22 protein-coding genes and 2 pseudogenes are annotated in these 24,354 nt (G+C 62.0%); 19 read left to right on the top strand and 5 right to left on the bottom strand.

Annotated features, from left to right (window positions below):
* Together UP10_RS13685 and UP10_RS42985 are read left to right on the top strand one after the other, a co-directional pair.
* The coding region (locus tag UP10_RS13685; RefSeq protein ID WP_044587845.1) for an FAD-dependent oxidoreductase at positions 1-1,091 on the top strand (1,091 nt) is incomplete at its 5' end.
* A gap of 272 nt (positions 1,092-1,363) precedes the next feature.
* Positions 1,364-1,548, top strand: a pseudogene (locus UP10_RS42985) (DUF3606 domain-containing protein).
* Between the two features lie 42 nt (positions 1,549-1,590).
* On the opposite strand, the gene UP10_RS13680 reads toward UP10_RS42985, so the two are convergent.
* On the bottom strand, positions 1,591-1,854 hold the full coding sequence (locus UP10_RS13680) for a hypothetical protein (protein WP_044587844.1): 264 nt from the start codon (positions 1,852-1,854) through the stop codon (positions 1,591-1,593).
* A gap of 1,097 nt (positions 1,855-2,951) precedes the next feature.
* On the opposite strand from UP10_RS13680, the gene UP10_RS13675 reads away from it, so the two are divergent.
* Positions 2,952-3,902 (top strand): ArdC family protein, encoded by a 951-nt coding sequence (locus tag UP10_RS13675; RefSeq protein ID WP_044587843.1) that lies wholly within the window; start codon positions 2,952-2,954, stop codon positions 3,900-3,902.
* Between the two features lie 134 nt (positions 3,903-4,036).
* Positions 4,037-6,160, top strand: coding sequence for a ParB/RepB/Spo0J family partition protein (locus UP10_RS13670; protein ID WP_044587842.1), 2,124 nt, complete (start codon positions 4,037-4,039; stop codon positions 6,158-6,160).
* Positions 6,161-6,299: 139 nt separating this feature from the next.
* Here UP10_RS13670 and UP10_RS13665 read toward each other — a convergent pair whose 3' ends face one another.
* Both UP10_RS13665 and UP10_RS44150 read right to left on the bottom strand, forming a co-directional pair.
* Positions 6,300-6,707 carry a hypothetical protein gene (locus tag UP10_RS13665; protein WP_349643963.1) on the bottom strand — a complete coding sequence of 136 codons (408 nt, stop codon included), beginning with the start codon at positions 6,705-6,707 and terminating at the stop codon, positions 6,300-6,302.
* Complete coding sequence (locus UP10_RS44150) at positions 6,685-6,825, bottom strand: hypothetical protein (protein WP_349643962.1); 141 nt, start codon at positions 6,823-6,825, stop codon at positions 6,685-6,687. The genes UP10_RS13665 and UP10_RS44150 overlap by 23 nt, the downstream gene beginning before the upstream one ends.
* 230 nt (positions 6,826-7,055) lie before the next feature.
* On the opposite strand from UP10_RS44150, the gene UP10_RS13660 reads away from it, so the two are divergent.
* The 5 genes from UP10_RS13660 to UP10_RS13640 all read left to right on the top strand — a co-directional run bounded on the left by UP10_RS13660 (position 7,056) and on the right by UP10_RS13640 (position 15,100).
* A complete protein-coding gene (locus UP10_RS13660; protein WP_044587840.1) occupies positions 7,056-11,405 on the top strand; it encodes a strawberry notch-like NTP hydrolase domain-containing protein in 4,350 nt (1,449 codons plus the stop codon).
* Position 11,406: 1 nt separating this feature from the next.
* Positions 11,407-12,447 carry a DUF7146 domain-containing protein gene (locus UP10_RS13655; protein WP_044587839.1) on the top strand — a complete coding sequence of 347 codons (1,041 nt, stop codon included), beginning with the start codon at positions 11,407-11,409 and terminating at the stop codon, positions 12,445-12,447.
* A 331-nt stretch (positions 12,448-12,778) separates the two neighbouring features.
* Positions 12,779-13,717 carry a DUF2493 domain-containing protein gene (locus UP10_RS13650; protein ID WP_044587838.1) on the top strand — a complete coding sequence of 313 codons (939 nt, stop codon included), beginning with the start codon at positions 12,779-12,781 and terminating at the stop codon, positions 13,715-13,717.
* 205 nt (positions 13,718-13,922) lie between these two features.
* Positions 13,923-14,375: an ester cyclase gene (locus UP10_RS13645; protein ID WP_044587837.1), complete on the top strand. Its 453-nt coding sequence runs from the start codon at positions 13,923-13,925 to the stop codon at positions 14,373-14,375.
* A gap of 185 nt (positions 14,376-14,560) precedes the next feature.
* Positions 14,561-15,100 (top strand): hypothetical protein, encoded by a 540-nt coding sequence (locus UP10_RS13640; RefSeq protein ID WP_050043662.1) that lies wholly within the window; start codon positions 14,561-14,563, stop codon positions 15,098-15,100.
* Here UP10_RS13640 and UP10_RS42980 read toward each other — a convergent pair.
* Positions 15,059-15,897, bottom strand: a pseudogene (locus UP10_RS42980) (IS5 family transposase). The gene UP10_RS13640 and the pseudogene UP10_RS42980 sit on opposite strands and share 42 nt — an antisense overlap.
* A gap of 672 nt (positions 15,898-16,569) precedes the next feature.
* Here UP10_RS42980 and UP10_RS13620 point away from each other — a divergent pair.
* Positions 16,570-16,893 carry a DUF736 domain-containing protein gene (locus UP10_RS13620; RefSeq protein ID WP_044587834.1) on the top strand — a complete coding sequence of 108 codons (324 nt, stop codon included), beginning with the start codon at positions 16,570-16,572 and terminating at the stop codon, positions 16,891-16,893.
* A gap of 357 nt (positions 16,894-17,250) precedes the next feature.
* Here UP10_RS13620 and UP10_RS13615 read toward each other — a convergent pair whose 3' ends face one another.
* A complete protein-coding gene (locus tag UP10_RS13615) occupies positions 17,251-17,502 on the bottom strand; it encodes a helix-turn-helix domain-containing protein (protein WP_044587833.1) in 252 nt (83 codons plus the stop codon).
* Positions 17,503-17,645: 143 nt separating this feature from the next.
* On the opposite strand from UP10_RS13615, the gene UP10_RS45785 reads away from it, so the two are divergent.
* The 9 genes from UP10_RS45785 to UP10_RS13575 all read left to right on the top strand — a co-directional run bounded on the left by UP10_RS45785 (position 17,646) and on the right by UP10_RS13575 (position 24,352).
* The gene (locus UP10_RS45785) at positions 17,646-17,918 is read left to right on the top strand and encodes a hypothetical protein (protein WP_044587870.1); all 273 of its coding nucleotides are present in this window, start codon (positions 17,646-17,648) and stop codon (positions 17,916-17,918) included.
* 164 nt (positions 17,919-18,082) lie between these two features.
* Positions 18,083-18,277: a transcriptional regulator domain-containing protein gene (locus UP10_RS42975; RefSeq protein WP_082077095.1), complete on the top strand. Its 195-nt coding sequence runs from the start codon at positions 18,083-18,085 to the stop codon at positions 18,275-18,277.
* 79 nt (positions 18,278-18,356) lie between these two features.
* Positions 18,357-18,854, top strand: a complete 498-nt coding sequence (locus UP10_RS42970) for a DUF2285 domain-containing protein (RefSeq protein WP_082077094.1) — start codon at positions 18,357-18,359, stop codon at positions 18,852-18,854.
* A gap of 130 nt (positions 18,855-18,984) precedes the next feature.
* A complete protein-coding gene (locus tag UP10_RS13600; RefSeq protein ID WP_044587831.1) occupies positions 18,985-19,266 on the top strand; it encodes a helix-turn-helix transcriptional regulator in 282 nt (93 codons plus the stop codon).
* A gap of 22 nt (positions 19,267-19,288) precedes the next feature.
* Positions 19,289-20,170, top strand: a complete 882-nt coding sequence (locus tag UP10_RS13595) for a replication initiator protein A (protein ID WP_044587830.1) — start codon at positions 19,289-19,291, stop codon at positions 20,168-20,170.
* A gap of 298 nt (positions 20,171-20,468) precedes the next feature.
* The gene (locus UP10_RS13590; RefSeq protein ID WP_044587829.1) at positions 20,469-20,933 is read left to right on the top strand and encodes a DUF2840 domain-containing protein; all 465 of its coding nucleotides are present in this window, start codon (positions 20,469-20,471) and stop codon (positions 20,931-20,933) included.
* Positions 20,930-21,442 (top strand): S26 family signal peptidase, encoded by a 513-nt coding sequence (locus UP10_RS13585; RefSeq protein ID WP_044587828.1) that lies wholly within the window; start codon positions 20,930-20,932, stop codon positions 21,440-21,442. Before UP10_RS13590 ends, UP10_RS13585 begins: the two co-directional genes overlap by 4 nt.
* Positions 21,443-21,615: 173 nt before the next feature.
* On the top strand, positions 21,616-22,338 hold the full coding sequence (locus UP10_RS13580; RefSeq protein ID WP_044587827.1) for a lytic transglycosylase domain-containing protein: 723 nt from the start codon (positions 21,616-21,618) through the stop codon (positions 22,336-22,338).
* A gap of 250 nt (positions 22,339-22,588) precedes the next feature.
* Positions 22,589-24,352: a relaxase/mobilization nuclease domain-containing protein gene (locus tag UP10_RS13575; RefSeq protein WP_044587826.1), complete on the top strand. Its 1,764-nt coding sequence runs from the start codon at positions 22,589-22,591 to the stop codon at positions 24,350-24,352.
* Positions 24,353-24,354 lie beyond the last annotated feature (2 nt).

Here is a 24,354-nt window from a genome sequence, read left to right as displayed (position 1 = left end):
TTACGCCCTTCAAGTCGAGCGGCGCCGAACTGGTCATGGGCAGCGGAACCTTCGTGGCGCCGAAGACGCTAGAGGTCCGGCTGAACGACGGCGGTATGCGGCGGCTGACCGGCGACAAGGTCATCATCGATGTCGGTTCGCATGCGGCGATACCGAGCATTCCCGGCCTCGCGGAAGCCCACCCGCTCACGCATATCGAGGCACTTGAGCTGGATGCGGTGCCCTCGCATCTGATTGTGCTCGGTGGCGGCTATGTCGGTCTGGAACTGGCGCAGGCCTACCGCCGCTTCGGCAGCCAGGTCACGGTCATCGAGGCCGGCTCTCAGCTCATGAGCCGCGAGGATTCAGGCGTCGCGGACACTATGCAGCGGATCCTGCGCGAGGAAGGCGTTCGGCTTCTGCTGTCTGCCACCACACTGAGCGTGAGCGGCCGCTCCGGCGGCGAAGTGACCCTCGCCGTCCGCACGCCGACCGGCGATGAGAAGCTCCAAGGAAGCCATATCCTCGTCGCGGCAGGGCGCGTGCCCAATACGGCCGGAATCGGACTTGAGGAAGCCGGCGTCGAACTGGACGCGCGCGGCTACATCCGCGTCAACGACCGGCTTGAAACAACCGTGCCAAATGTCTGGGCTGTCGGTGACTGTGCCGGCAGCCCGCAGTTCACGCACGTCTCGGTCGACGATTTCCGCATCATCGCGGACAACCTGACCGGCGGTACGCGCAGCACGGGTGACCGGCTGGTGCCGTACTGCGTGTTCACCGATCCGCCGCTCGCCCATGTCGGACTGAGCGAACGCGACGCGCAACACATGGGCGTTGCGGTGCGCGTCGCCTCGCTGCCGATGGAGGCCGTGCTGCGAACCCACACAACAGGAGAAACCTCCGGCTTCATGAAGGTTCTCGTCGGCGCAAGCGACGATCTCGTTCTTGGCTTCACGATGATCGGGTCTGAGGCCGGCGAGGTCATGGCCGTGATGCAAACGGCGATGCTCGCGCGACTACCCTACACGACCCTGCGCGACGCCGTCATCGCGCATTTGACGGTGGCTGAAGGACTGGGGCAGCTAATGGCGAACGTGCCGCCTCGTTGAGGGATGATGGATATCGGCATCCAGATGGTTCGATAGGCAAGCTTGCGGACAGAGTCGCCGTTTGGCGGTGGTGACGTTGGTGGTGGCACCGTGCTGATGAAGCGTTGGGTGCTGAGAAAGGCGCTCACATTGGTGCCGAATTAGGTGCGCCCGCGGGGATCGCGTGCGCCGACGAAGTGACGGAACGATGTCGCCTAATGGGCACAGTTCGAATTGCTCCGGAACCTGCGAATCCCTGTCGCGTTGCTTCGATGTCACAACAGGAGACGCCCATGGCGGTAGCGAAGAAGACGACGGCGCGCGGGCGAAAATAGGATCGGGCGCGGGTGGCTGGCGGGCAGGACTACGAAGTGCGGTACGAGGCGAAGAAGACCGGAAAGTCCGCACCGGCGGTGAAAAAGGCGGTCAAAAGGTCGGCAACACGCGCAAACGTGTGGAGAAACGGCTAGGCCGGTGAATTAGAGGATTAGGTTGGCATCGTTGCTCGGCGCCGGTCCTTCTAATCGGAAGGACATTCCGGGCAGGTATCACCGATCGAGTTCAGCACTTCGCGAACTTGCGCCGCCGCTGCATCAGGGGAGACCCCTGCCGGCGGGTCTTCACGGGCGATATCGATCGCTCGCTCCCATGCATGCGGATCGGCGCGGTCCTGCATCCAACCGTGTTCCTCGCACTCGCGGATGGCGCCAGCGTTCTGAAGCACGTCAATCGCCCATCCGCGCATCGTCCGTATCGCCGGCCTTCGTTCACTTGTCATCAGCATGGAAATGGCTCCTGACGGCGAATCGTTTTGTCCGTCATTCGTTCCGCCCGATAACACATGGCTGGGATTCGCAACGGTGGGAGCAAGGTTTGGTTCGAATCTTTGACGCTCAGACACCCAGTCCCTGAACTTAGTCTTCCTGGCTTTTCGTTTGAGCGCGTGCGGCAAGTGCCGCACCGGGCTCTCGTGAACCGAGCCGCCAAGGCGTCTCGGCCATCCGGCTTCGATCCCTCGCGCGATCATGAGTCGCTCGCCGGAGGCACTCGCCCTCGGTCCCGCCGTCATTTCATTCCGGCGTCGCTATCACTGCCCTTCGTTCGGGTGCCTTTTTAACCGGTCTCGCGACTGCACTCGGTCCCGGGTCCCGCCGCTATCGCGTCGGCGCTATGCTGACCCTCCTGCGGGTGCCTCTTTCTCTTGCCTGCGCATCGCTCCGGCGCTTTTCGCTACCCCTCTGCGAGGCCGCTTTTCATCGGAAATCGGGTGGAAGGCGGTGCGCCCGAACTTCTATCGTGCTCGGGAAACGGGAGCACGACATGCGCAAATTTCATTCTATAGCGGCCCTGTGCGGTGATGGCTTTAGGCCAGAGCTACGGGAATTGTTTGACCGGTTGGCGGTTGATCCCAATTCCGAGTTGTTCGTGAGACATGATGGTATGTTGCAATCCGGTCCTGACCCAAAATCTCTCGAAGCCCCTCCGGTCGAGCGCGCAATACCTAAGAGAGTGGCCTAGGGCAAGATGAGTCGCGCCGCCAAATGGAGCACGCATACGCAGTGGGCATAACCGTCTTGGCGGGGCACCAGACGTAAAGAACAGTTGACCACGCCCGCAATTAGAGACCGCTCCTGCGGCTGCCTCTTTCACTGCGCTTCGCCCCGGCGCATTTCGGCGCTTCCCCGCGAGACCGCTTTGTCGGCTGCGCTTAAGCCCCGCGTCGCGGGTCGTTAGGGTGTCCATCCTGCCAAAAAGACAGCCGCGCGCATGCGCAGTCCGTTTTCCCTTCACTGCCGTTGAGAGTGAGAGTGCGGGCCGGATCTGCCGCGACGGGTTGAAGATCGGAGGAGAGGCGTCCGGTGCCCGTCGCGGAGAACCGCGATGTCTGGACATACCGCCCGAGTTCGTGTCGGCAACGACCGCGCGAGCCTTTACACCGAAATTACCGACAAGATCATCGCCGAGCTGGAGGCCGGCCGTATCCCGTGGGTGCAGCCATGGGGGACGGCGGCGATCAAGGCGCCGCTCGCGATGCCGCGTAACGCGTCGACGCAGCGCGGATATTCCGGGATTAATGTGCTGATCCTATGGGGTTCAGTTATCGAGCACGGGTTTTCCGGACAGAGCTGGCTCACTTTTCGCCAGGCGCTCGGGCTTGGCGGCCATGTCAGGAAGGGCGAGCGGGGAACGACCGTCGTCTATGCCGATCGCTTTACCCCGGACGACGAACGTCGGCGCGCCGCGGATGCCGGTGAAGAGCCGGGTGCCATCCCGTTTCTTAAGCGCTTTACCGTCTTCAACGCGGACCAGTGCGAAGGCTTGCCCCGGGAGATTGCTGCTTCGGTCGTCCCGCCCCTGCCAGATCAGATTGAGCCCCGAGCCGAGGCGTTGATCGCAGCTACCGGCGCGGATTTCCGCATCGGCGGTGCGCGCGCCTACTACAACACGACGGGCGATTTCGTGCAGGTCCCACCGCCGGCTGCCTATTTCGAGCCGATCAATTGGCACCGGACCGCTTTTCATGAACTCGGTCATTGGACCGGCCAGGCGTCCCGCCTCAAACGCGACCACTCGGGTTCGTTCGGCTCAAAATCATACGCGCGCGAGGAACTGGTCGCAGAAATGGCGGGTGCCTTCGTTTGTGCCTCGCTCGGTATCGTGCCGACCGTGCGCCACGCGGACTACATCAGGTCCTGGCTGGAGGTGCTGCGCGAGGATAATCGCGCCGTCGTGCGCGCCGCGAGCGCGGCATCAAAAGCCGCCGATTTCCTGCTCGCCTTTCTGCTGCACGCGATTGATTCCGTCGTTGAGGGCAACGAGGAGGCCGCGTGATGCATCCGCACGTCGTTTCAGTGTCCGCCTTCAGTTGGTGCTGCGCGTCAGAGAGTGAGAGGCGCGCCGGCTTGTCTGTGACGGGTAGGAGGTCGAGAGAGAGTCTTTCGGCCGCCCGTCGTGGAGAATCCGACATGGCAAGCGTTCAGAAAATCAAGCTCAGTCCCTCCCGCGATATTCCCTTCAACAAACTAGTGCTCAGCCAGTCCAACGTCCGCCGCGTGAAGGCCGGCATCTCGATCGAGCAACTGGCGGAGAGCATCGCTCAGCGCACGCTGTTACAAAGCCTGAGCGTTCGTGCGGTCGTCGATGCCGACGGCCAGGAGACCGGCATGTTCGAGGTGCCCGCCGGTGGACGCCGCTACCGTGCGCTCGAACTGCTGGTGAAGCAGAAGCGTATGGCGAAGACGCAACCTGTCCCCTGCGTGGTTCGGGATGGCGGCATCGCCGAGGACGATTCCCTCGCCGAGAACGACGAGCGGGTCGGTCTGCATCCGCTCGATCAGTTCCGCGCGTTCAAGCTGCTGCGTGACGGTGGCATGAGTGAAGAGGATATCGCCGCGCGGCACTTCGTCTCGCCGGCGATCGTCAAGCAGCGCCTGCGTCTGGCGTCAGTGTCGCCGAAACTGCACGACGTCTATGCCGACGATGGCATGACGCTCGAACAGTTGATGGCCTTCTCGGTCACGGCCGACCAGGCGCGTCAGGAGCAGGCCTGGGACAATGTCACCAGATCGGGCAACGACGAGCCATATCAGATCCGGCGGATGCTGACGGAGAACACCGTGCGCGCTTCCGACCGTCGGGCCCAGTTCGTCGGACTGGATGCCTACGAGCGTGCCGGCGGCACCGTCATGCGGGATCTGTTCGCACACGACGATGGCGGCTGGTTGCAGGATGTGCCGCTGCTCGATCGTCTCGCTACCGAGAAGCTGAAGGCCGAGGCCGAGACGATCGCGGCCGAAGGCTGGAAGTGGATCGCGGTGGCCGTCGATTTCCCCTACGGTCACACTAGCGGGTTGCGCGAGATTGAGGGCGAACCGACTGATCTGACGGAGGAGGAGCGGGCGACGCTTGACGCCCTCAGCGCCGAGCACGCCAAGATAGAGGAGGATTACCAGGACGCCGACGAACTGCCCGACGAGATTGATCAGCGCCTCGGAGAAATCGAGGCGGCGCAGTCCGTCCTGGAATCTCGATCGCTTATCTACGATCCGGCCGAGATCCCCCGCGCCGGCGTCTTCGTCAGCATCAATGCCGAGGGTTTGCTGGCGATCGCCCGTGGCTACGTGCGGCCGGAAGATGAGGCGCCCAGCGTCGTCGATCCCGAAAGCGAAGTACAAGGTGACGGAGAGACCAACGATGACCGGCCTACGACCAATGGTGTGGTCCAACGCGCGGTCATCTCTGTCGGCGGTGCGCCATCCGAACCCGTCGAGGAGGACGACGACGACACGGTCAAGCCGCTGCCGGATCGGCTCATCATCGAGCTGACCGCACATCGCACACTGGCCTTGCGCAATGCACTGGCGAACGATCCGGCCGTCGCCTTCCAGGCGGTATTGCACAATTTCGTGTTGGCGACCTTCTACCGCTTCTCGTCCTCGAGCGGCTGCCTGGAAATCGCCATCCGGACCCCGACATTCCCTACTCAAGCGCCCGGCTTGAAGGAGAGTGCATCAGCGGAGGCTATCGACGGGCGCAATGACGGATGGAAAGCCCGCCTGCCCAAGGACGAAGCTGATCTATGGAACGTGCTCACGGCGTTCGACGGGAAAGAGCAGGCCGCGTTGTTCGCGCATTGTGCATCATCCGCGGTCAATGCGCTCTACGAGCCCTCCAACCGCTACAATGAGGGCCGCGTCTCCGCGAACGGCATACGCCGAAGGCTCGATCACGCTAACGTTCTTGCCCGCGCCGTCGGTCTCGATATGGCAGCAGTGGGCTGGAAGCCGACCGTCGACAACTATCTGGGCCGGGTCACCAAACCTCGCATTCTCGAGGCCGTACGCGAGGTAAAGGGCGAGCAATCGGTGCAGCTCATCGACCACCTCAAGAAAGGCGATATGGCGCGGGAGGCCGAGAGACTGCTCGAGGGGACCGGATGGTTGCCCGAACCACTTCGTCTCGATGAGGTGGGCGCGGTAGGAGAGCCGGCTGCAGATCCCGAAGCGTTACCGGAATTCCTCGCGGCCGGCGAGGACGAAGCTGACACCGAGGCCGACGACGACCGGCCACACATCATTGCGGCGGAATAAATCTCCCAGGTGTGGGGGCTCCGGCCAACCCACACCTTCTTATCCCGTCCCAAGCCCGGCATTCCGTGCCGGGCTTTTTCTTTCGAGGAGCTCCAAGATCATCCCGGTCCAGCTCGCACGAATCTTTTACCATCGCTTCTCAGCGCTGATGCGTAGCTGAACTGGGTTCGGAATTCTCTGCGGTGTCATCGTCGTCCAATTCGACGAGATAGACCAGTATCATTCCGTCGGATGGTTGAGCATCTTTGGAAGCATCGGCAAATGTTGCGATCTCGTCCGCGTAGCCCATGCGTGCTCTCAGGAGGGCTTTGCCATCCCACAACGGTGTGCCGTTGGAATTTGCTGACGTGAAATCTTCACCGAGCCACGGCGCGTTGCAAATTTCGTTTGCTTCACGGAGGCTCTTTGCTTCGAACGTCACCGTTGGGGTGCCGCCGATCTCGATCGTAAAGACCGAAGGAAAAAGCGTGGGCGTCATGTTCGCTTTGCCTTTTCGGCGGCTTCCCGCGCCAAACGCAATGCTTTCAAGCTTCGCGATTTTCGTCAAAAGCCTTTTGTGCCTTTTCGTGCTCGCTTACGGCTTTCTCAGTCTTGACCTGCCCGAATACTTTCAGCGCCTCTCGTTCGGCTGGCGTGACCCGTCGTTTGAGCTTTTGGTCGTTCATCTCATCACTTCGTCGCGATTCTCGCTGGGCAGAAAGATAGCGCGCCCATTCGTGAGACGAAAGGGCTGTTTCCTTTCGCTTCCTCGGTGCGCAGCCACTTGGTCTGGAACTTCCTGGCGGTCAGTTAGCGTCCTCGTAAGAGTGAGAGGCGGGCCGGGATGGGTTTGAGCCGGCGCGGTCGAGAGAGCGCCCTGCGGCTCGATCCTTCCCCGCTCTCCGAGGCTTCCTCCATGACGATCATTCCCGCATCCGTGGCCGCCGTTGCGGCCGCGCCGCTTCCCGTTACGCCCGCTTCTCTGAACAAGGCCGGCGCGATCGCTATCGCCGCGCAACATCTTCGTCTGCATCTGGAGCGCGGTCAGCGCGTCGATGCGGCGATATTGCGCACAGCGATGGAAAACGCCTTTGGCGCCTCCGACGCCAATGGTGGATGGGACTGGAAGACGGCCTACGACGCCTGTGAAGCAGCCACCGTCCTTTTTCTTCGCAAGTTTGGTCCGGCCATGCGCGCGCGTGCCGATTCGCCCGCCGCGATGCTGCCGATGCTGGCAAAGTTCGCCGGACTTCTTCCCACCCACACCCGCCGTTCGGAAGAGAGTGACGCGCTTCAGCAGTTTAGCACACCCATCGCGCTTGGTTTCGCAGCGTGCGCCGCGGCCGCGATCACGCCGGCGGATGTTGTGCTTGAGCCGTCGGCTGGCACGGGCTTGCTCGCCGTCCAGGCCGAGCTGTCGGGTGCGTCGCTCGTTCTGAACGAGTTCGCCGAAACCCGCGCTGGACTTCTTTCACTTCTCTTTCCCGGTACGCCTGTGACGCGCTTCGACGCTGCGCACATCGACGATCATCTCGATACCGGCATCAAGCCAAGCGTCGTCCTGATGAATCCGCCATTCTCGGTCGTCGCCAACGTCGATCGCCCCATGGCCGACGCTGCCTTGCGAAATATCGCGTCGGCCTTGGCGCGGCTCCCCGAAGGCGGCCGGCTGGTCGCAATCACCGGGGCGAGTTGTTCCCCGGACAATCCGGTCTGGCGCGATGCCTTCATCCGGTTGCAGGATCGCGGGCGCGTCGTCTTCACCGCCGCCATTATTGGTGGGGTCTTCGCGAAGCACGGCACCGCCATCGAGACACGGATGACCGTGTTCGACCGGTTGCCTGCGGACGATGCGACGACATTTCGGTCGCCTCTCGGGGTGGCGCCGGACGTTGCCACGCTGCTCGGATGGGTCACGGAGTACGTTCCGGTACGACTGCCGATCACGATGACAGTCGCCGCTTCGCCAAGCGCGCTTCCGGGCATTCCGCGAACCGTCCGCGCCTATGCAATGCGCCCGTCCGGCATCGCGGCTCCCACGGCGGATCCGACGGCGGTTGAATTCGCCTATGAGACCGTTGCTTGGACACCGGCTGAGGGCGGCCGGATCACCGAAGCGCTTTACGAAGAATATTTTCTTCAATCGATCCGTATTCCCGGCTCTCAGCCACATCCCACCAAGCTGGTCCAATCAGCCGCCATGGCGTCGGTGGCGCCGCCGGTCCCGTCCTACCGGCCGCACCTTCCGGCCCACATCATCGCCAACGGTCTGCTGTCCGATGCGCAGCTTGAGTCCGTCATTTATGCGGGCGAGGCGCATTCCCAGCTCCTTGCGGGATCATGGACCGTTGACGAGACCTACGACCTGGTCTGCGCGGCGCGCGACGGTGCGGACAATGCCGTGCAATTCCGGCGTGGCTGGTTTTTGGGAGACGGCACCGGTGCGGGGAAGGGCCGTCAGGTCGCCGGCATCCTGCTTGATAATTGGCTGAAGGGCCGCCGCCGTGCGGTGTGGATCAGCAAGTCCGACAAGCTGATCGAGGATGCCCAGCGCGACTGGTCGGCGCTCGGCATGGAACGGCTGCTGGTCACGCCGTTGTCGCGCTTCCGCCAGGGCACGCCGATTCGTCTGGAGCAGGGCGTCCTTTTCACCACCTACGCCACGCTGCGATCCGACACGCGCGACGAGAAGGTTTCGCGGGTCAAACAGATCGTGGAATGGTTGGGCGCGAACTTCGACGGTGTCATCATCTTCGACGAGTCTCACGCGATGCAGAATGCCGCAGGCGGCAAGGGCGAACGCGGCGACCAGGCCGCGTCGCAGCAGGGCCGTGCGGGGCTTCGCCTTCAGCACGCGCTGCCGAACGCGCGCATCGTCTATGTCTCGGCGACCGGCGCCACCACGGTTCATAACCTCGCCTACGCTCAGCGCCTCGGGCTGTGGGGCGGCGAGGACTTTCCGTTCGCGACGCGCAGCGAGTTCGTCGAGGCAATCGAGGCGGGCGGCGTCGCGGCAATGGAGGTGTTGGCACGCGACCTCAAGGCGCTCGGTCTCTACACGGCGCGGTCGCTGTCCTACGAAGGCATCGAGTATGACCTGATTGAGCATCAGCTCACTGATGAGCAAATCCGCATCTATGACAGCTATGCCGGCGCCTTCGCGATCATTCATAATAATCTCGCCGCGGCCATGCGGGCTGCGAACATCACCGGGGCGACTGGCACGCTGAACGCGCAGGCCAAGTCCGCCGCCAGATCAGCGTTCGAATCGGCGAAACAACGCTTCTTCAATCATCTCATCACGGGGATGAAGACACCGTCGTTGATCGCCTCAGTCGAACGTGATCTGAGAGACGGTCATGCGGCTGTGATCCAGATCGTCTCGACCGGCGAGGCGTTGATGGAACGCCGGCTCGCCGAAATCCCGACCGAGGAATGGGGCGACGTCCAGGTCGACATTACACCGCGCGAATATGTGCTGGATTATCTGACGCACAGCTTCCCAACCCAACTCTACGAGCCGTTTACCGATAGCGAAGGTAACCTGTCATCGCGGCCGGCCTTCCGAGATGGCCAGCCGGTGCAATGCCGGGACGCCATCGCGCGTCGTGACCTCTTGATCGAGAAGCTGGCGTCGTTGACGCCGGTTCATGGCGCGCTCGATCAGATCGTGCAGCGTTTTGGGACCGACATCGTGGCCGAGGTGACGGGCCGCTCCCGCAGGATTGTCCGCAAGCGAGGGGGTGATGGCGTCGATCGATTGGTCGTCGAGAACCGCGTCGGCTCCTCCAACCTCGGCGAGGCCCAGGCGTTCATGGATGACGTCAAACGCATCCTCGTCTTCTCCGACGCCGGCGGTACCGGGCGTTCTTATCACGCGGAGCTGTCGGCAAAGAATCGGCGTTTGCGCACACATTATCTGCTGGAAGCCGGATGGAAGGCCGATGCCGCCATTCAGGGATTGGGCCGCACCAACCGCACCAACCAGGCGCAGCCGCCGCTGTTCCGGCCCATCGCCACCAATGTGAAGGCCGAGAAGCGCTTTCTCTCGACCATCGCGCGGCGTCTCGACACGTTGGGCGCCATCACCAAGGGACAACGCCAGACCGGCGGGCAGGGCCTGTTCCGCCCCGAAGACAATCTCGAGAGCCATTACGCGCGCGATGCGTTGCGCCAGCTCTATGTCCTGCTCGTTACCGGCAAGGTCAGGGATTGTTCGCTTCAAACGTTCGAGGATGCGACCGGGTTGAAGCTAACCGATGACAATGGCATGAAGGACGAGTTGCCGCCGATTACCACCTTCCTCAACAGACTGTTGGCGCTGACTATTGATCTCCAGAACATCCTGTTTTCCGCGTTCGAGCAGTTGCTGAGTGCGCGGATCGAGGGCGCGATCGCGTCCGGCACCTATGATGTCGGACTGGAGACGTTGACGGCCGAGAGCTTCGTCGTCGGCAACCGGCAGGCGATTTATACCCATCCCGGCACCTCTGCGGAGACGCGCCTGTTGACCGTTACCCAGCGCGAACGCAACCGGCCGGTCACGCTCGATGAGGCGCTGAAGCGCCTCTCCGACCCCCGCGGGGTTCTTCTGATCAACAGCCAGTCGGGCCGCGGCGCCGTGCAGATCCCGGCCCGAAGTCTGATGCTCGACGACGGCGAGGTCGAACGCCGGGTCCGCCTCATCCGCCCGATGGAACATCCCACGATACCGTTGGCTATGATGCCGCAGACCAATTGGCGGGAAGTCGACCGCGACAGCTTCGCCCGCGCCTGGGAGGCCGAGATTGCCGAGGTTCCAGAGTTCACCGATAGCGAAATCCATATCGTTGCAGGCTTACTGTTGCCGATCTGGAAGCGCCTGCCGAATGAATCGACACGGGTCTATCGGCTCCAAACCGACACCGGTGAGCGCCTCATCGGCCGCAAGGTCTCACCCGCGTGGGTCGCCAGTGTGCTGGAAGCCGGAACGTCGAGTCTTTCCCCGGACGCCGCCTTCACAGTGCTGATCGATGGTAAGACCATTCTCGATCTCGCCGAGGGTCTTCAGGTCAGGCGCGTCCGCGTGATGGGCGCAAACCGAATCGAATTGACTGGTTTCTCTGAGCCGATGCGGGATCGACTGCGCGCCTACGGCCTGTTCGGCGAAATCATTTCGTGGAAGTTGCGTTTCTTTGTCCCAGTCGACGCAACCGGTCCCGCGATCCTGGCCAAGGTTCTGGAGTGCTATCCGATTGCCCGCATCGCCGATCGGGCGGCGGCGTGACATGCCGCGCAATGCGGCAGAACTGGCGCATCGCCTCGCGCGCGAGGCCGAGGCGGTGTGCCGTCATTATCTCTCCAACGGGCGTCGCGTCGGCAATTACTGGCTAGTCGGCGACGTCAGGAACACGTCCGGCCGATCGATGTTTGTCCGCCTGAAACCGAAAGGCACGGGCGGTCGCCCGGCCGGCAAATGGACCGACGCAGCGACCGGCGAGCATGGTGACCTCCTCGACGTGATCCGCGAAAGTTGCGGCTTGGTCGATTTCCACGACATAGCCAATGAAGCCCGACGCTTTCTGAGCTTGCCGCGATCCGAACCCAAATCTGACAGTCGATCGCGCCTGCCATCGGTACCGACCGGTTCACCTGAATCGGCACGGCGTCTATTCGGCATGTCGCAGCCGATTGCCGGCACGGTTGTGGAGACTTACCTGCGGGGACGCGGCATCACTAATCTGCACGGCATCGACAGCCTGCGATCCCATCCGCGCTGCTACTATCGTCCCGATGTAGACGCCGCGACCGAAGTCTGGCCCGCAATGATTGCGGCTGTTACCGATTTGAAAGGCCATATCACCGGAGCGCATCGCACCTGGCTCGATCCGTCAGGGCGCGACAAGGCACCGGTCGATACCCCACGCCGGGCGATGGGTTACCTTCTCGGGCACGCGGTCCGTTTCGGTCTGGCTGGCGACGTGATGGCGGCGGGCGAGGGCATCGAGACCATGCTGTCGCTCCGCTGCGTTATGCCCAGCATGCCGATGGTCGCAGCGCTCTCAGCCGCGCATCTGACAGCCATCCTGTTTCCGGCAGCGCTGCGCCGACTCTATATCGTCCGTGACGATGATCGGGCGGGCGATGGCGCGGTGGCAGGACTGTTCGACCGGGCGCAGTCAGCCGGAATCGAGGCGACAGTGCTCTCGCCGCAGTGTGGCGATTTCAACGAGGATCTGCGGAATTTTGACATCAACGCGCTAGGTGCAGCGTTGCGCATCCAGCTCACCCTGGAGGACGTTGGTCGGTTCTTGATCGCGGGGGTTTAGACGAGAACAGGGGACGAGGCTGGTACTCCGCCCGGACGGTGCGCCCCAATCCTCAGGCTTCTCTTTGTTCGGAGAGGGCCGCGCTCACGGCCTTCTTGAGAGGGCGACCCTGCGGCAAGCGGTCCGGCCACGCAATGGCGTCCGCCGACTATTTTCCGTCGCGCCCTAATGGGCGCTTTACATCGCGAGGCAAAATAGCCGGCTCCCGCCATCCTTCGCTTCGCTACGGCCGCTGTCGCTGCGCTCGGCGGTGCAGGTCCGGTCCGCCCGCCGCCTTTCGTCGCCATGAAGGCCGCGATGAGCGCGACCAATCCGACCAAGGAAAGCCGCCATGACGATCGAGCGCACCGAGACCGACTACGAGCAGCCGCACACCACATCCCCAACGGATCACGTCCTTACCGAACTCCAGCTTCACGGCTACCGCCCCTTCCAGGACGAACCCGACCCGAGGCCGCTACCCGAGGCCCGCATCGTCGCTGCCGCCGTCGCCGATATCTTCGACGCACTCATCGCGAGCTTGAGCGAAACCCGCCTCGAACCCGACCTCGAGGATCTGCTCTGGTCAACCGTCAATCTCTTCCACCGCGCCAACGAACGCATCGAACGCGAACTCGACGACAACGAACAGGCACAGAAGCGCAGCCAACGCGACCAGGACGGCTCCGAAATCCGCTCGGTCGAACTCGAGCGCCTCACTGCCGAGGGCATGACGCTGATCGAGCGGCGCAACAGCATGGAATATTTCCGCGACCAGGCAGCCGAACACTTCGCCCGCCATATCGGATCGCACTGGCATCCGCGCAGCGGTTCGATGGTGAACCACCGCGCCTTGACCTCGGCTGTCATCGATAGTCGCGACTTCCTCGCCGCCAAACACCGGGCCGAGACTGAGGTGCTATTGCCCGCCGGGCCGAAGATCGCCTTCACCGGCGGCCTGGACTGCAACGATCATCGCCTGATCTGGGACAAGCTCGATCAGGTCCACGCCAAACATCCGGACATGGTTCTCTTGCACGGCGGTTCGCCGAAGGGCGCCGAGCGTATCGCCGCCCGTTGGGCCGACCATCGCAAGATTCCGCAAATCGCCTTCAAACCCGATTGGACCAAACACGCCAAGGCAGCACCCTTCAAGCGCAACGATCAGATGCTCGATGTGCTGCCGATCGGCGTCATTGTCTTCCCCGGCACCGGCATTCAGGAGAACCTGGCTGACAAGGCACGGAAGCTCGGCATCCCCGTCTGGAAATTCGGCAATAGCGGCGCGTAAGCGCCGCCTCTCCGAGGTCGCATAAAATGACACTCAACTCGCTTGCGCAGCTGCAACGGTTGATTTCCCTGGTCGTAAAGGACTGCTGCCCGTGCCGTCTTGCGGAGGTCGGAAATCGGGCGGCAGACCGAAGGTCTCTGCTCCAAAGTCCGTCGCATCGATCGATCCGATCGTCAGTTGAGACAACGAAGCAAGAGGAGATAACATGTCGAGACAAGATGAAAACAAGGCCATCGTCGGCCGCTGGTTCACCAAGTTCTGGGGTGAGGCGTGCGATCTCGGAATCGTCGACGAACTCGCTTCGCCGGATATGCTCCTTCAGTACTCACTGCACGAGCCACGTCGGGGACGGGAAGACATCAAGGCTTTCATGACGGATTTCCGTAAGGCCTTTCCCGATCTCAACTTCTGGGGCGCCGCCGATCTAATCGCGGAGGGCGACTATGTGGTCGGCCGCTGGCAAGGTGGAGGGACGCACACCGGCCCCGCGTTCGGCGATTTCCTGGCTGGCTCCTTGCCCGCGAACACCGGTCGGAAAATGCAATTTACCGGCACGACTGTTCGAAAGCTGAAAGACGGCAAGATCACCGAGGAAATCGGGCTCGACGACGGCGTCACCGCGTTGCAGCAGCTCGGGCTGATCAAGCTTGCCGCTTAGCTACGACAATCGAATAGGCGGCCTTCCTGATTGCCGTCTCGAAGGCCGGCAACGGCGACACGTCTGCGCCACCGTTCAATGTCGGTCTCCATCGCAACAGCGACCGGGCTGCTCTCCAGCATGGCTTGTTCATGCCTGAAACTTGACCGTAAGGGATTCCAAACACGGGCGGGATCGGTTATTCCTTGGACCGCGCCGTGGTGGTGGTGGAAGGCGCGACCCTTGCAACCTTTGTCACGGGGACCATCACCATGCTCATCATAGGCGTTCTTCTCAATATCGTCGGGCTTGGCATCTTCTGCTGGGCACTATTCGCGCTCGCAACCCATGCATTGCCGTTCTTTGTCGGCATGACCGTGGGAATCTATTCAATTCAAGCCGGAGCAGGTCCGTTCGGTGCCATCGTTGTTGGCTTCGTTGCGGCCGGTTTCACATTCGTGGGCGGGCGGTACGCCTTCTCCGTCGCGCGCTCTCCGATCGTGCGCCTGGTCATTGGGCTACTATTCGCGGTTCCGGCGGCATACGCCGGCTATAGTGTGACCCTTGTCCTTGCACACCTCGGTATTCCCGAGGGATCGTGGCGGGAGTCGTTCGCCGTGCTTGGCGCCATCGCTGTCGGGGGTATCGCTTGGGCGAATGTGTCGATGCAGACCGACCCAGCTCTTAGTGTCTGTCCGGAGACTTCAGGCCGGATTGCAGAGTTTTCTGAGCATGAAGCGGATTGAGGCGAGGCGCAAGAATGCCAAGGCCTTTCGGTTGAAGCACTCCCAATCCTTGGCCAGGCGGCGGCAGCGGTTGAGCCAACCAATGGTGCGCTCAACGATCCAGCGTTTAGGCAAGACCACAAATTTGCTGACCAGATCGGAACGTTTGACGATTTCAATTTCGAGAAGCGGGAGAACTTCTGCAACCGCTTTCGCAAATTTCGGTCCTTTATATGCGTCGTCAACGAACAGCATTTTCAAGGACGGGAACGTGCCGCATAGGGTCGCCATAACGAGAGCGCCTCCGTCTCGATCTTGAATGTCGGCCGGATGAACGATGGCGTGGAGCAGCAGGCCTACTGTGTCGACAAGAATGTGCCGCTTCTTGCCCTTGATCTTCTTGCCCGCATCGTACCCGTGCGGATCAATGCACGCCCCCCTTTTTCTGCGCTTTTCACGCTCTGGCTGTCGATGATGGCGGCGGTCGGGCTGGCTTTCCGCTGGGCTTGTTCTCGACATTGTTGATAGAGCGCTTGATGAATTCGTTCCAATGTACCGTCATAGGTCCACAGATCGAAGTAGTCGTGGACCGAGCTTTTCGGGGGCAGATCTTTCGGGATCGCGCGCCACTGACAGCCAGTCGAGAGAACATACATGAGGCCGTTCACCACTTCCCTTATGATCACCCTCCGTTTCCCACCGCCAGTCTTGCCCGGGGGGATCAGGGGTCTGACCAGTGCCCATTCGTCGTCGGTCAGATCGCTCGGATATCGCAACTTGCTGCGGTCGTAACGGCCGCGGTTCTGGCTCGTCCACATCGGTGACCCTCCTCGAATCAGGCCACACCCCTTGAATCACATATGATTCATATGATTCAAGAACTCTTCGGACAGACACTTAGACCGGGAGCTGCACTCAGCCCTATTCAGCCATCGAATGGGGCGACGACCGCGGGCGGGTGACTGTGCGCGTCTGTTATCTCTCGGTTGGCATGACGCTGAGATCAGGGCGTCGCTGTTGATCGCGACATCGCGGTCCTCTCTCCGCTTCGATTGAGCCGGGTGATCTCGTCGGCAGACTGCTCCCGGGGTTGCTGGCGGTACGCTGGCTTCTGTCGGTTCGGAGACAAGGGGCCGCCTTTCTGCACGCCAGGTTTCCTTTTCCTTCGCCGGGAATGCGGGACTTCTTGTTTGAGCCGATCGTTCGCTGGCACATCTCCAAAATGCTGTTCAGCGCACGCGAGCACCTGGCCTCTCATTGGCTTGATCTGGCCGAAGGCCGGCTGCGCCTCGATCGCCTGAACCGCAATGGCGGCGGTGAGACTTTCTTCCCCTGGGCTACGCCCATTCCTCGCGAGGCAAGAAAGTCTCACCGCCGCCATCCTCCGCTCCGCTGCGGCCCAAACGGGTGCGGCGTCGATCGCCTTCGGCTTTCAGATCGCCATCGAGGCCGCGGTGGTCGCGGGCTCGGAAACAGCAAGGAGAAGTGACATGGCTAACATCGGTTCATTCAAGAAGTCCGGCCAGGAATTCCAGGGCGAAATCGTCACCCTGAGCCTCCAGACCAGGGGCGTCCGCATCGTCCCCGAGACTGACCAAACCAACGAGAACGCACCGAGCCACCGGGTCTACGTCGGTCGCGCCGAGATCGGAGCCGCCTGGCCGAAGCGCTCCGGCGAGGGCCGCGATTATCTTTCGGTCAAGCTGGACGATCCGAGCTTCAACGCTCCGATCTACGCCAACCTCTTCGACGACGAAGACGCCGAGACCTATACCCTCATCTGGTCCCGCAGCCGCAAGCCCAACGGCGACTGAGCCGGCCAGCCAACCAACGCCCCGTTCATCCGAGCGGGGCGTTTCACCATCGCATCGTCAACTGTACCCGCGCGGACCAAGACGCACCGGCATGCTCAGCTCGAGCTGCGAGGCAAGGCAAAGCAAAGCAAAGCAAAGCAAAGCAAAGCAAAGCGCTTCACGGAGCGTGTCATCTGAACAGCGAACCGCGCAATCGGGATCGGTAGCGCGGCTACATTCTTGTAGCCTATGCGTCGCCGCCGGTTCGGCAAGCGGCCCGGCGGCAATGACGCGTGTCCGCGTCCGGCGCTCGCCGGGTCTTCGGCCCAGCTCGTGAAAGTAAGGGCCTACAACTATCGAGATGACCTTCAGATTTAATTACTTCCGTTTGGCAGGCTTGGTTCGTTCGGCTCGCGCCTCTTCATCGGGCAGAACGAGGTCGACGTGGCTAGTGCCCAACGTATCGGCGAGTTCAAATAGGGTTACGACCGTCGGGTTACGGCGCCCACGCTCCAAATCACTGATATATTGTTGTGTAAAGCCGGACATCTCGGCGAATTTCTCCTGCGTGAAGCGCTTCTGCTTCCGCAGTCGTGCGAAATTCCGACCGACTAACTTGCGCATGTCCATGCGCGCAAGTTGCGGCTTTACATACTATGAGGTTTATCTCCTATAATATGTATTCGGACCGCTTCGCTGGTCGCCGAGGCCAGAATGCGGCTAAAGTGAGACTTGCGGAACCGAGCTGGCATTCGCTGTTTGCTGGGATACTGATGAAGAAGCCGGAGCTAGACCCTGACGTTGCGGATGTCGCGCCAACCGATTCGGCGCTAACAGCCTATGACGAACAGCACGTCGTGACGTACGCGCGTCTTCTGCAGGCCGAGAGCGAGGGGGCTAACTGGCGGGAAGTTGCACGAATAGTCTTGCACATTGATCCTGACCGCCAACCTGACCGTGCACAGAATGCATACCTGAGTCATCTTGCGCGCGCCAAGTGGGTGACCGAGCAGGGACGTCTTTTGCGCGGTGCAGGCTCCAATTAGAAGAAATTCACCGACGCAATTGCCGTCGAGAACAAAATTTTCTTCGACTGATTAGTGGTCATCCCGGGGCACCACGTGGTGCCAAAGTAGGGGCTTCCTACAACCCAATCGATCAGAATTATTGCGCCGCAATCTTCGTTAGCTGTGCGGAAGGGACGGAAGCAATGACTGCATTCAACTGGCGGTCGCCGGAGTCTTACAAGAGCCTGCAAGATGCTGATATCACCGACATCGCCTGGGAATGTCTTCGTCGCAATGCGGATTATCGACGCGACTACGAAGCGATGATCGCCAACAATTCTGATGGTGACGTAACCCCGCAATTCAGGAGGAGGTGGGGCATCTGCTTTCGCTCATGACCCGCTAGGGTCCTGTGGCGAGCAGACCATCTTTTGGGCGCCCGAGGTTCTGCCAACTGTCATTCCCGTCGCAGCGACCATGTCGCCTCTTGATGATGACGCGCCTCCGGTACTGCTAGATCTTGCGGCAGGCGAGGTACGGCGCGCCTCCGATGGATGGCACGCGATCCTTCGCTTGGGCGCAGAGGAGCATCGCGTCTGGCTCAAAGAACCGCCAGCTATCGGCGCTAGCTACGTAGCAGAGTTGCCGTTCGACGGTGACTTCGACGCACGAGCGTATGCTGCCCGACGGCTGTGGCGCGCAATGAATGGACGCGCACCAGGGCCTCCTTTTCACGAACTGTCCAAACAGAGACGCGAGCGGTTGAGTGCCGCCATCCGCGCGCTCGATGCGCGCGCGACGGGGAGCACTTATCGTGCGATCGCCGAGGTTCTCTTCGGCAAAAAACGCATCCCGGATCGCGCTTGGAAAACCCACGATCTGCGCAATCGAACCATCCGTCTCGTGCAAAGCGGCCTCGCATTGATGCGCGGCGGCTATCGCGAACTTCTGCGGCCCAGGCGCAGAGACAAGTAGAGCCTCTTCGGGGGTATCGAAAAGGCACCCCCCGATCATCGGCATCCCCCTGCGAGGGACTGCTCCTCCATGATGACCGCACACCCGCCGGCGCCACCGCCGGTACGCGTCGCCATCACAGAGTTTTCAAATGCCCGATCCAATGGGCGGCTTACCGCCGCGATTCCTGCGCACGCCAGAGGCTGCGCGATATCTGGGCCTTTCCGGCCGCACCCTCGAAAAGCACCGCACGTACGGCACAGGGCCAACGTACCGGAAAATCGGCGGTCGCGTCGTCTACGCTGTGGAAGATCTGAAGGCTTGGGCTGATCTCGGCACCAAGACATCAACGTCTGATCCCGGCAAGGGGACGGTTCTGCCAGCCAAGAAGCATCCGAACCTGCGCCCGTATGCGGGCCAGGTACGCCGCTGATCACCAGGAGAGGGCAGTGGCGATGCGCCGCAAACACCTATCCGAACGCGATCAGCTTGATCTCTTTCGTGCGCTACCTGGCGATCTCGCGCCACGCGACGCGCAGGATCTGATGGCCTATCCGTTCTTTTCGCTCGCAAAGACCAAGCGCGTCGTGCCCATCGATTACCGTGCCGGCGCTATCTCCATTTGTGTCGAAGCCGTTCGGGAACACGGTATGGCGACTATCTGGGATGCTGATGTTCTGATCTGGGCTGCGTCGCAGATCGTCGAAGCGCGAGACACAGGCCTAAAGACCTCGCGCCTGATGGCTGCAACTCCCTACGAGATTCTGACGTTCGTTGGCCGCGGCACCAGCGCACGCGACTATGATCGCCTTAAGGCTGGTCTCGACAGGTTGCAATCAACGACCGTGCTGACGTCGATCCGCCAGCCCGCAGAACGGCGGCGCCACCGGTTCTCCTGGATCAACGAGTGGAAAGAGACCGCGGACGCAAACGGACGACCGCTCGGACTTGAGTTGATCCTGCCCGATTGGTTCTACACTGGCGTGATCGATGACGCACTCGTGCTCACGATTGATCGCGCGTATTTCGATCTGACGGGCGGACTTGAGCGCTGGCTTTACCGTCTCGTGCGCAAGCACGGCGGCCGGCAGGAGGGTGGCTGGAGTTTTGATCTTGTGCATCTCCATGCCAAGTCCGGCAGCCTCTCGCCGCTCAAGCATTTTGCGTATGACGTGCGCAAGATCGTCCAGCGGCAGACGTTACCCGGCTACCAACTGGCGCTCACGCGCGACCCCAATGGCGCCGAGCGATTGAACTTCGCGCCCGCGCCCATCGATCCATTCACAGAGAGACTTCGCAAGCGCGGTCTCATTCCGAATTCGGGAGATGGCCTGTGAATCAGCTCGTGCTATCGGGGACCACAACCCTCGTGCCATCAGGGACCGGATCCTCGTGCTATCGGGGACCGGAATCGAGCTTAAGCCCTTGTCTTTCAGCGCTTTCCAGCCGCCGTAACTCTTCTAACCAGAAATCCTTCGGATTTCTTCTAACGGACCGCGCCATTCGCGCGGCTGGGGACAACCACCAACAACCATCCGCCTGTTCTGCCTCGCCTTGCCGTCAACGACGGCGAGGACGCGCTGTCGCAATCGCGCTCCTGCCAGGCAATCGGAACATCTCAGCTCGGAGGGTCTCATGAGCGATCTCACCGAAGTCGAGCTCCTTTGGCTTGAGAAGCGCATCGAGAACCGCATTCGGTTTGGGCGTGCCGTCGCGGAAAAAATCCTCGATCGTCGCCGGCGACTGCTGTCATTTGCGCCAGGCGGCATCTTTGCGTTCGTTCGCTGGACGTCGAACGACTTCGGAACAGTAATCTCGCGGATCGACATCCTGCGGGCGGTTGCACCGGGACAGCGGTGCTCGACGGTGCCCTATGTGAAGCCGGGCGGTGAGATCCTTCTGCGGCTGTCCGGCTGGCCCAAGGTCGAACGGGCGCTCCAGTTGATCGATGCCGTCGAAGCACTGGACATCAATCCGGCGGATGCTGCGCATGACTATTGGCATCACGTCCATAACCGTCTGTCCGTCAACGAAAACCCGCGTCCGTACACGAAAGCACGCCACCAGGCGTGGCTTCATCGGCAGAGGGTCATGCGATGACCAGCCGGTTCAAGACGCTGACTGCGATGCTCGGCGGTGCCGCGGCTCTTGTCGCGCCAATCGTTCTGGAGATCACGCCGCTCTACGTCTGGAATGCATCCGAGAGTGTACCGCTCGGCCTCTATCGTTTGCGACCGGTTGACAACCTGTTCGTCACGGAACTCCTAGCCGTTCAGGCGCCCGAACCGCTTGCGAGCTTTCTCGATCTGAACGGCTACCTGCCCGCCGGGGTGCCGATGCTCAAGCGTGTGCTGGCGCTTCCGGGGCAGACGGTCTGCCGAAGCGGGCTCGCAGTCTCCGTCGACGCGATTGAAATGGGCGAGGCACGAGATCGCGATGGCCGCGGCCGAGCGCTCCCGAAATGGCAGGGCTGCCGCGTCGTCGGCGAAGGCGAACTCTTTGTCATGAACTGGCAGTCCACCAACTCGCTGGATGGTCGCTATTTCGGGTTCTTGCCGACATCGGCCGTAATTGGCCGAGCGTTCCCTGTGTGGATCTGGGAGGACTGATCGTGCGCCTACTGAGTTTCCGACCAGCTATTCCTCTGTTCGGCCGAGCGCCGCACTATTCCTCCGTCCCGACCAACGATTGCGCAGCCGTCGCGCGCAGCGGCGGTCCAGGACGGCCGAAAGGCCGGCGCGAAGCGGCTTTACCCTGGACGGGCGCGAGCACGACGGCATGCTTGCGCTCGCTCGGGAGGATCGTTCGCGTCGTCGTACCGTTGTTCTTTGTGCTGACGGTGTGCGACTTTTATGCTGCAGCGGAGACGCGATCCGCTGCGCATACAGCGAGTTCCCGACCTAACGATCCCTTTGCGGATTTCATTGACGATGCCTCGCGTCGCTTCGGCGTACCGGTGCAATGGATACGCTCGGTCTTAGGCGCGGAAAGCGCGGGAGACGTGCGCGCCAAGTCCCCGAAAGGCGCTATGGGGCTAATGCAAATCATGCCGGATACCTGGACGGACTTGCGCCTGCGGTACGGCCTCGGCATAGATCCTTACGATGCCCGCGACAACATTCTTGCAGGTACTGCGTACCTTCGTGAACTGCACGACCAGTACGGTTCGCCAGGCTTCCTTGCAGCCTACAACGCCGGACCTACTCGCTATGAAGAACATCTCGCTGGCCGACCGTTGCCAGCTGAGACCCGGGCCTATCTGCAGAAGCTTGTGCCGTTCATCGGCAGCGACATTGCAGCTTCCAGCGCAGTCGCGAGTCTGCGGTCATCGACGGGGGCGATCTTCGTTGCGCGGTCGGAAAGCTCAACGACCGCTGCCCGGCTGAAGCCTGGGCACCTGTCGAGCCGGGCTCCGACGGCCGCTTCCATTTACGACGTCTCGGCCATTGTGCCCCGAGCGACCGGGCTGTTCGTCGCGAAATCTGATGTGGGAGGTTTGCGATGACCGAATGCGCAAGCTCGCATGCGCCAGCGTGCCCTGGAGAAGAATGTGCGGAAAGGTGGGGACAGTGGGAAGACACGACAGCGGGACGGCGAGATAAAAGCGGCTCGCCGGTCGAACCACAAGCCATTGGAATGGCTTGGGTTCGGCCGTGCCGGTCGGTCGAGGCGCGTGCCGCGCCTAATGCTTTTGCGAAGGAATTCAATCGTGTTTTAGGCACTGCTCCCCATTCCGCGTTCGTGGAGCCTTTGCCATGAGCGCAGGCGACAGCGATTTACGCATCCGCCCCGGCCGCATCCGCGGCACGCGAGCCCCAAAGCCCAAGAGCTTCATCAACCAGGTGCTACGCGCGGCGAAGAAGGCCGGTCACAGCCCTTCGCATGCGGCTACGGGTAAGCGCTCCTCAAGCTACGGGCGCTCGACCTTCGGGCGCGGCCGGATCAGTTTTAGCCGCAACCGCCTGTTCAGCCCGGCGCGGCGCGTGGTGGTGAAGGCGCGTGTCGTTCGCCATCAAGGCCGTTCCTTCCGTTCCGCGCCCCTGACCGCCCATCTCTCGTACCTCAAGCGCGACGGCGTCAGCCGTAAAAGTGAGAAGGCGGTGATGTTCGATAGCGGTAGTGACCGCACTGACGACGCATCCTTCGCGGATCGCTGCAAGGACGACCGGCATCATTTCCGCTTCATCGTCTCGCCCGAGGACGCCGGCGAGATGACTGATCTCAAAGCCTTCACGCGCGATCTTGCCAGGCAAATGGAAGTCGATCTCGGTACTCGGCTCGATTGGGTCGCCGTCGATCACTGGAATACGGACAATCCGCATGTTCATCTGCTCGTGCGCGGCGTCGATCAGACCGGCGCCGACCTCGTAATCTCGCGAGATTACATCAGCCGGGGCCTGCGTTCGCGCGCCGAGGAGTTGACGTCTATCGAGCTTGGTCCGAAGCCCGAGTACGAGATTCGCAACGCCCTGGAAAAGGAGATCGCGGCCGAACGCTGGACACGGCTCGACGTCGAGATCCGCCTGGCCGCCGATGAAACCGGCGCCATCGACCTGCGCCCCGAAAATCCCGGCGCGGCCGACCCCGAAATCCGTCGTTTGATGATTGGACGGCTCCAGCACCTGGAGAAGATGGGCCTCGCTGCGCCAGCCGGCCCCGGCGAATGGATGGTCGGACTGGAGGCCGAGCGCAATCTCCGCGACCTCGGCATGCGCGGCGACGTCATCAATACTATGCACCGCGCCTTCACCGACCGCGGGGGGGCCCGTGGCGTCGCTGACTATGTGATCGATGGTGAGAAGCCGGGATCGCCGATCATCGGCCGGCTGGTCGACAGGGGACTCCATGACGAACTGACCGGCGAGGCCTATGCCGTGATCGATGGCACGGACGGACGCGTCCACCACATTCGCTTCCGAGGCATCGAGGCATTCGAGCACGCCCCGCCGATCGGAGGGATCGTCGAGGTCCGCCGCTTTGGGGGGCCGGACGACCGGCGCCCGACGTTGGTGCTCGCCAACCGCAGCGATTTCGACCTCAAGCAGCAGATCACCGCTCCCGGCGCGACCTGGATCGACCATCGCCTCGTTGAGAGCGATCCCATGCCGCTCGCCATGGGCGGGTTTGGTCGCGAAGCGCGCGACGCCATGCAGGCTCGTGCCGAACATCTCGCAGGCGAGGGACTCGCCCGCCGGCAGGGTCAGCGCGTCATCATGCAGCGCGATCTCTTAAACACCTTGCGTCGACGCGACCTGGACGCGGCGGGTGCAAAACTATCAGCCAAGACGGGATTGCCATACATGAAGGCCGCGACAGGCGAGCATGTGAGCGGGACCTATCGTCAACGCCTGACGCTCGCCTCCGGCCGCTTCGCCATGATCGACAACGGCCTCGGCTTCCAGCTCGTGCCCTGGTCGCGCGAGATCGAGAGGAAGCTCGGCCAGCACGTCGCCGGCGTAACCAAGGGCGGTGGCGGCATCGAGTGGGCCCTCGGTCGCAAACGAGACCTTGGCTTGTAGCT

The sequence above is a fragment of the Bradyrhizobium sp. LTSPM299 genome (assembly GCF_000938235.1).
Lineage (GTDB): Bacteria > Pseudomonadota > Alphaproteobacteria > Rhizobiales > Xanthobacteraceae > Bradyrhizobium.
Note: the sequence above shows the minus strand (reverse complement) of the source record. Positions and strands in the feature narration are given on the sequence as shown.

Coding starts and splice junctions, on each gene's coding strand:
- UP10_RS13595 (WP_044587830.1), top strand. CDS start 19,289: ATGCGCCGCAAACACCTATCCGAACGCGATCAGCTTGATCTCTTTCGT.
- UP10_RS45785 (WP_044587870.1), top strand. CDS start 17,646: ATGAAGAAGCCGGAGCTAGACCCTGACGTTGCGGATGTCGCGCCAACC.
- UP10_RS13575 (WP_044587826.1), top strand. CDS start 22,589: ATGAGCGCAGGCGACAGCGATTTACGCATCCGCCCCGGCCGCATCCGC.
- UP10_RS13600 (WP_044587831.1), top strand. CDS start 18,985: ATGCCCGATCCAATGGGCGGCTTACCGCCGCGATTCCTGCGCACGCCA.
- UP10_RS13655 (WP_044587839.1), top strand. CDS start 11,407: ATGCCGCGCAATGCGGCAGAACTGGCGCATCGCCTCGCGCGCGAGGCC.
- UP10_RS44150 (WP_349643962.1), bottom strand. CDS start 6,825: ATGAACGACCAAAAGCTCAAACGACGGGTCACGCCAGCCGAACGAGAG.
- UP10_RS13660 (WP_044587840.1), top strand. CDS start 7,056: ATGACGATCATTCCCGCATCCGTGGCCGCCGTTGCGGCCGCGCCGCTT.
- UP10_RS13585 (WP_044587828.1), top strand. CDS start 20,930: ATGACCAGCCGGTTCAAGACGCTGACTGCGATGCTCGGCGGTGCCGCG.
- UP10_RS42975 (WP_082077095.1), top strand. CDS start 18,083: ATGACTGCATTCAACTGGCGGTCGCCGGAGTCTTACAAGAGCCTGCAA.
- UP10_RS13645 (WP_044587837.1), top strand. CDS start 13,923: ATGTCGAGACAAGATGAAAACAAGGCCATCGTCGGCCGCTGGTTCACC.
- UP10_RS13670 (WP_044587842.1), top strand. CDS start 4,037: ATGGCAAGCGTTCAGAAAATCAAGCTCAGTCCCTCCCGCGATATTCCC.
- UP10_RS42970 (WP_082077094.1), top strand. CDS start 18,357: ATGTCGCCTCTTGATGATGACGCGCCTCCGGTACTGCTAGATCTTGCG.
- UP10_RS13675 (WP_044587843.1), top strand. CDS start 2,952: ATGTCTGGACATACCGCCCGAGTTCGTGTCGGCAACGACCGCGCGAGC.
- UP10_RS13650 (WP_044587838.1), top strand. CDS start 12,779: ATGACGATCGAGCGCACCGAGACCGACTACGAGCAGCCGCACACCACA.
- UP10_RS13680 (WP_044587844.1), bottom strand. CDS start 1,854: ATGCTGATGACAAGTGAACGAAGGCCGGCGATACGGACGATGCGCGGA.
- UP10_RS13590 (WP_044587829.1), top strand. CDS start 20,469: ATGAGCGATCTCACCGAAGTCGAGCTCCTTTGGCTTGAGAAGCGCATC.
- UP10_RS13620 (WP_044587834.1), top strand. CDS start 16,570: ATGGCTAACATCGGTTCATTCAAGAAGTCCGGCCAGGAATTCCAGGGC.
- UP10_RS13615 (WP_044587833.1), bottom strand. CDS start 17,502: ATGGACATGCGCAAGTTAGTCGGTCGGAATTTCGCACGACTGCGGAAG.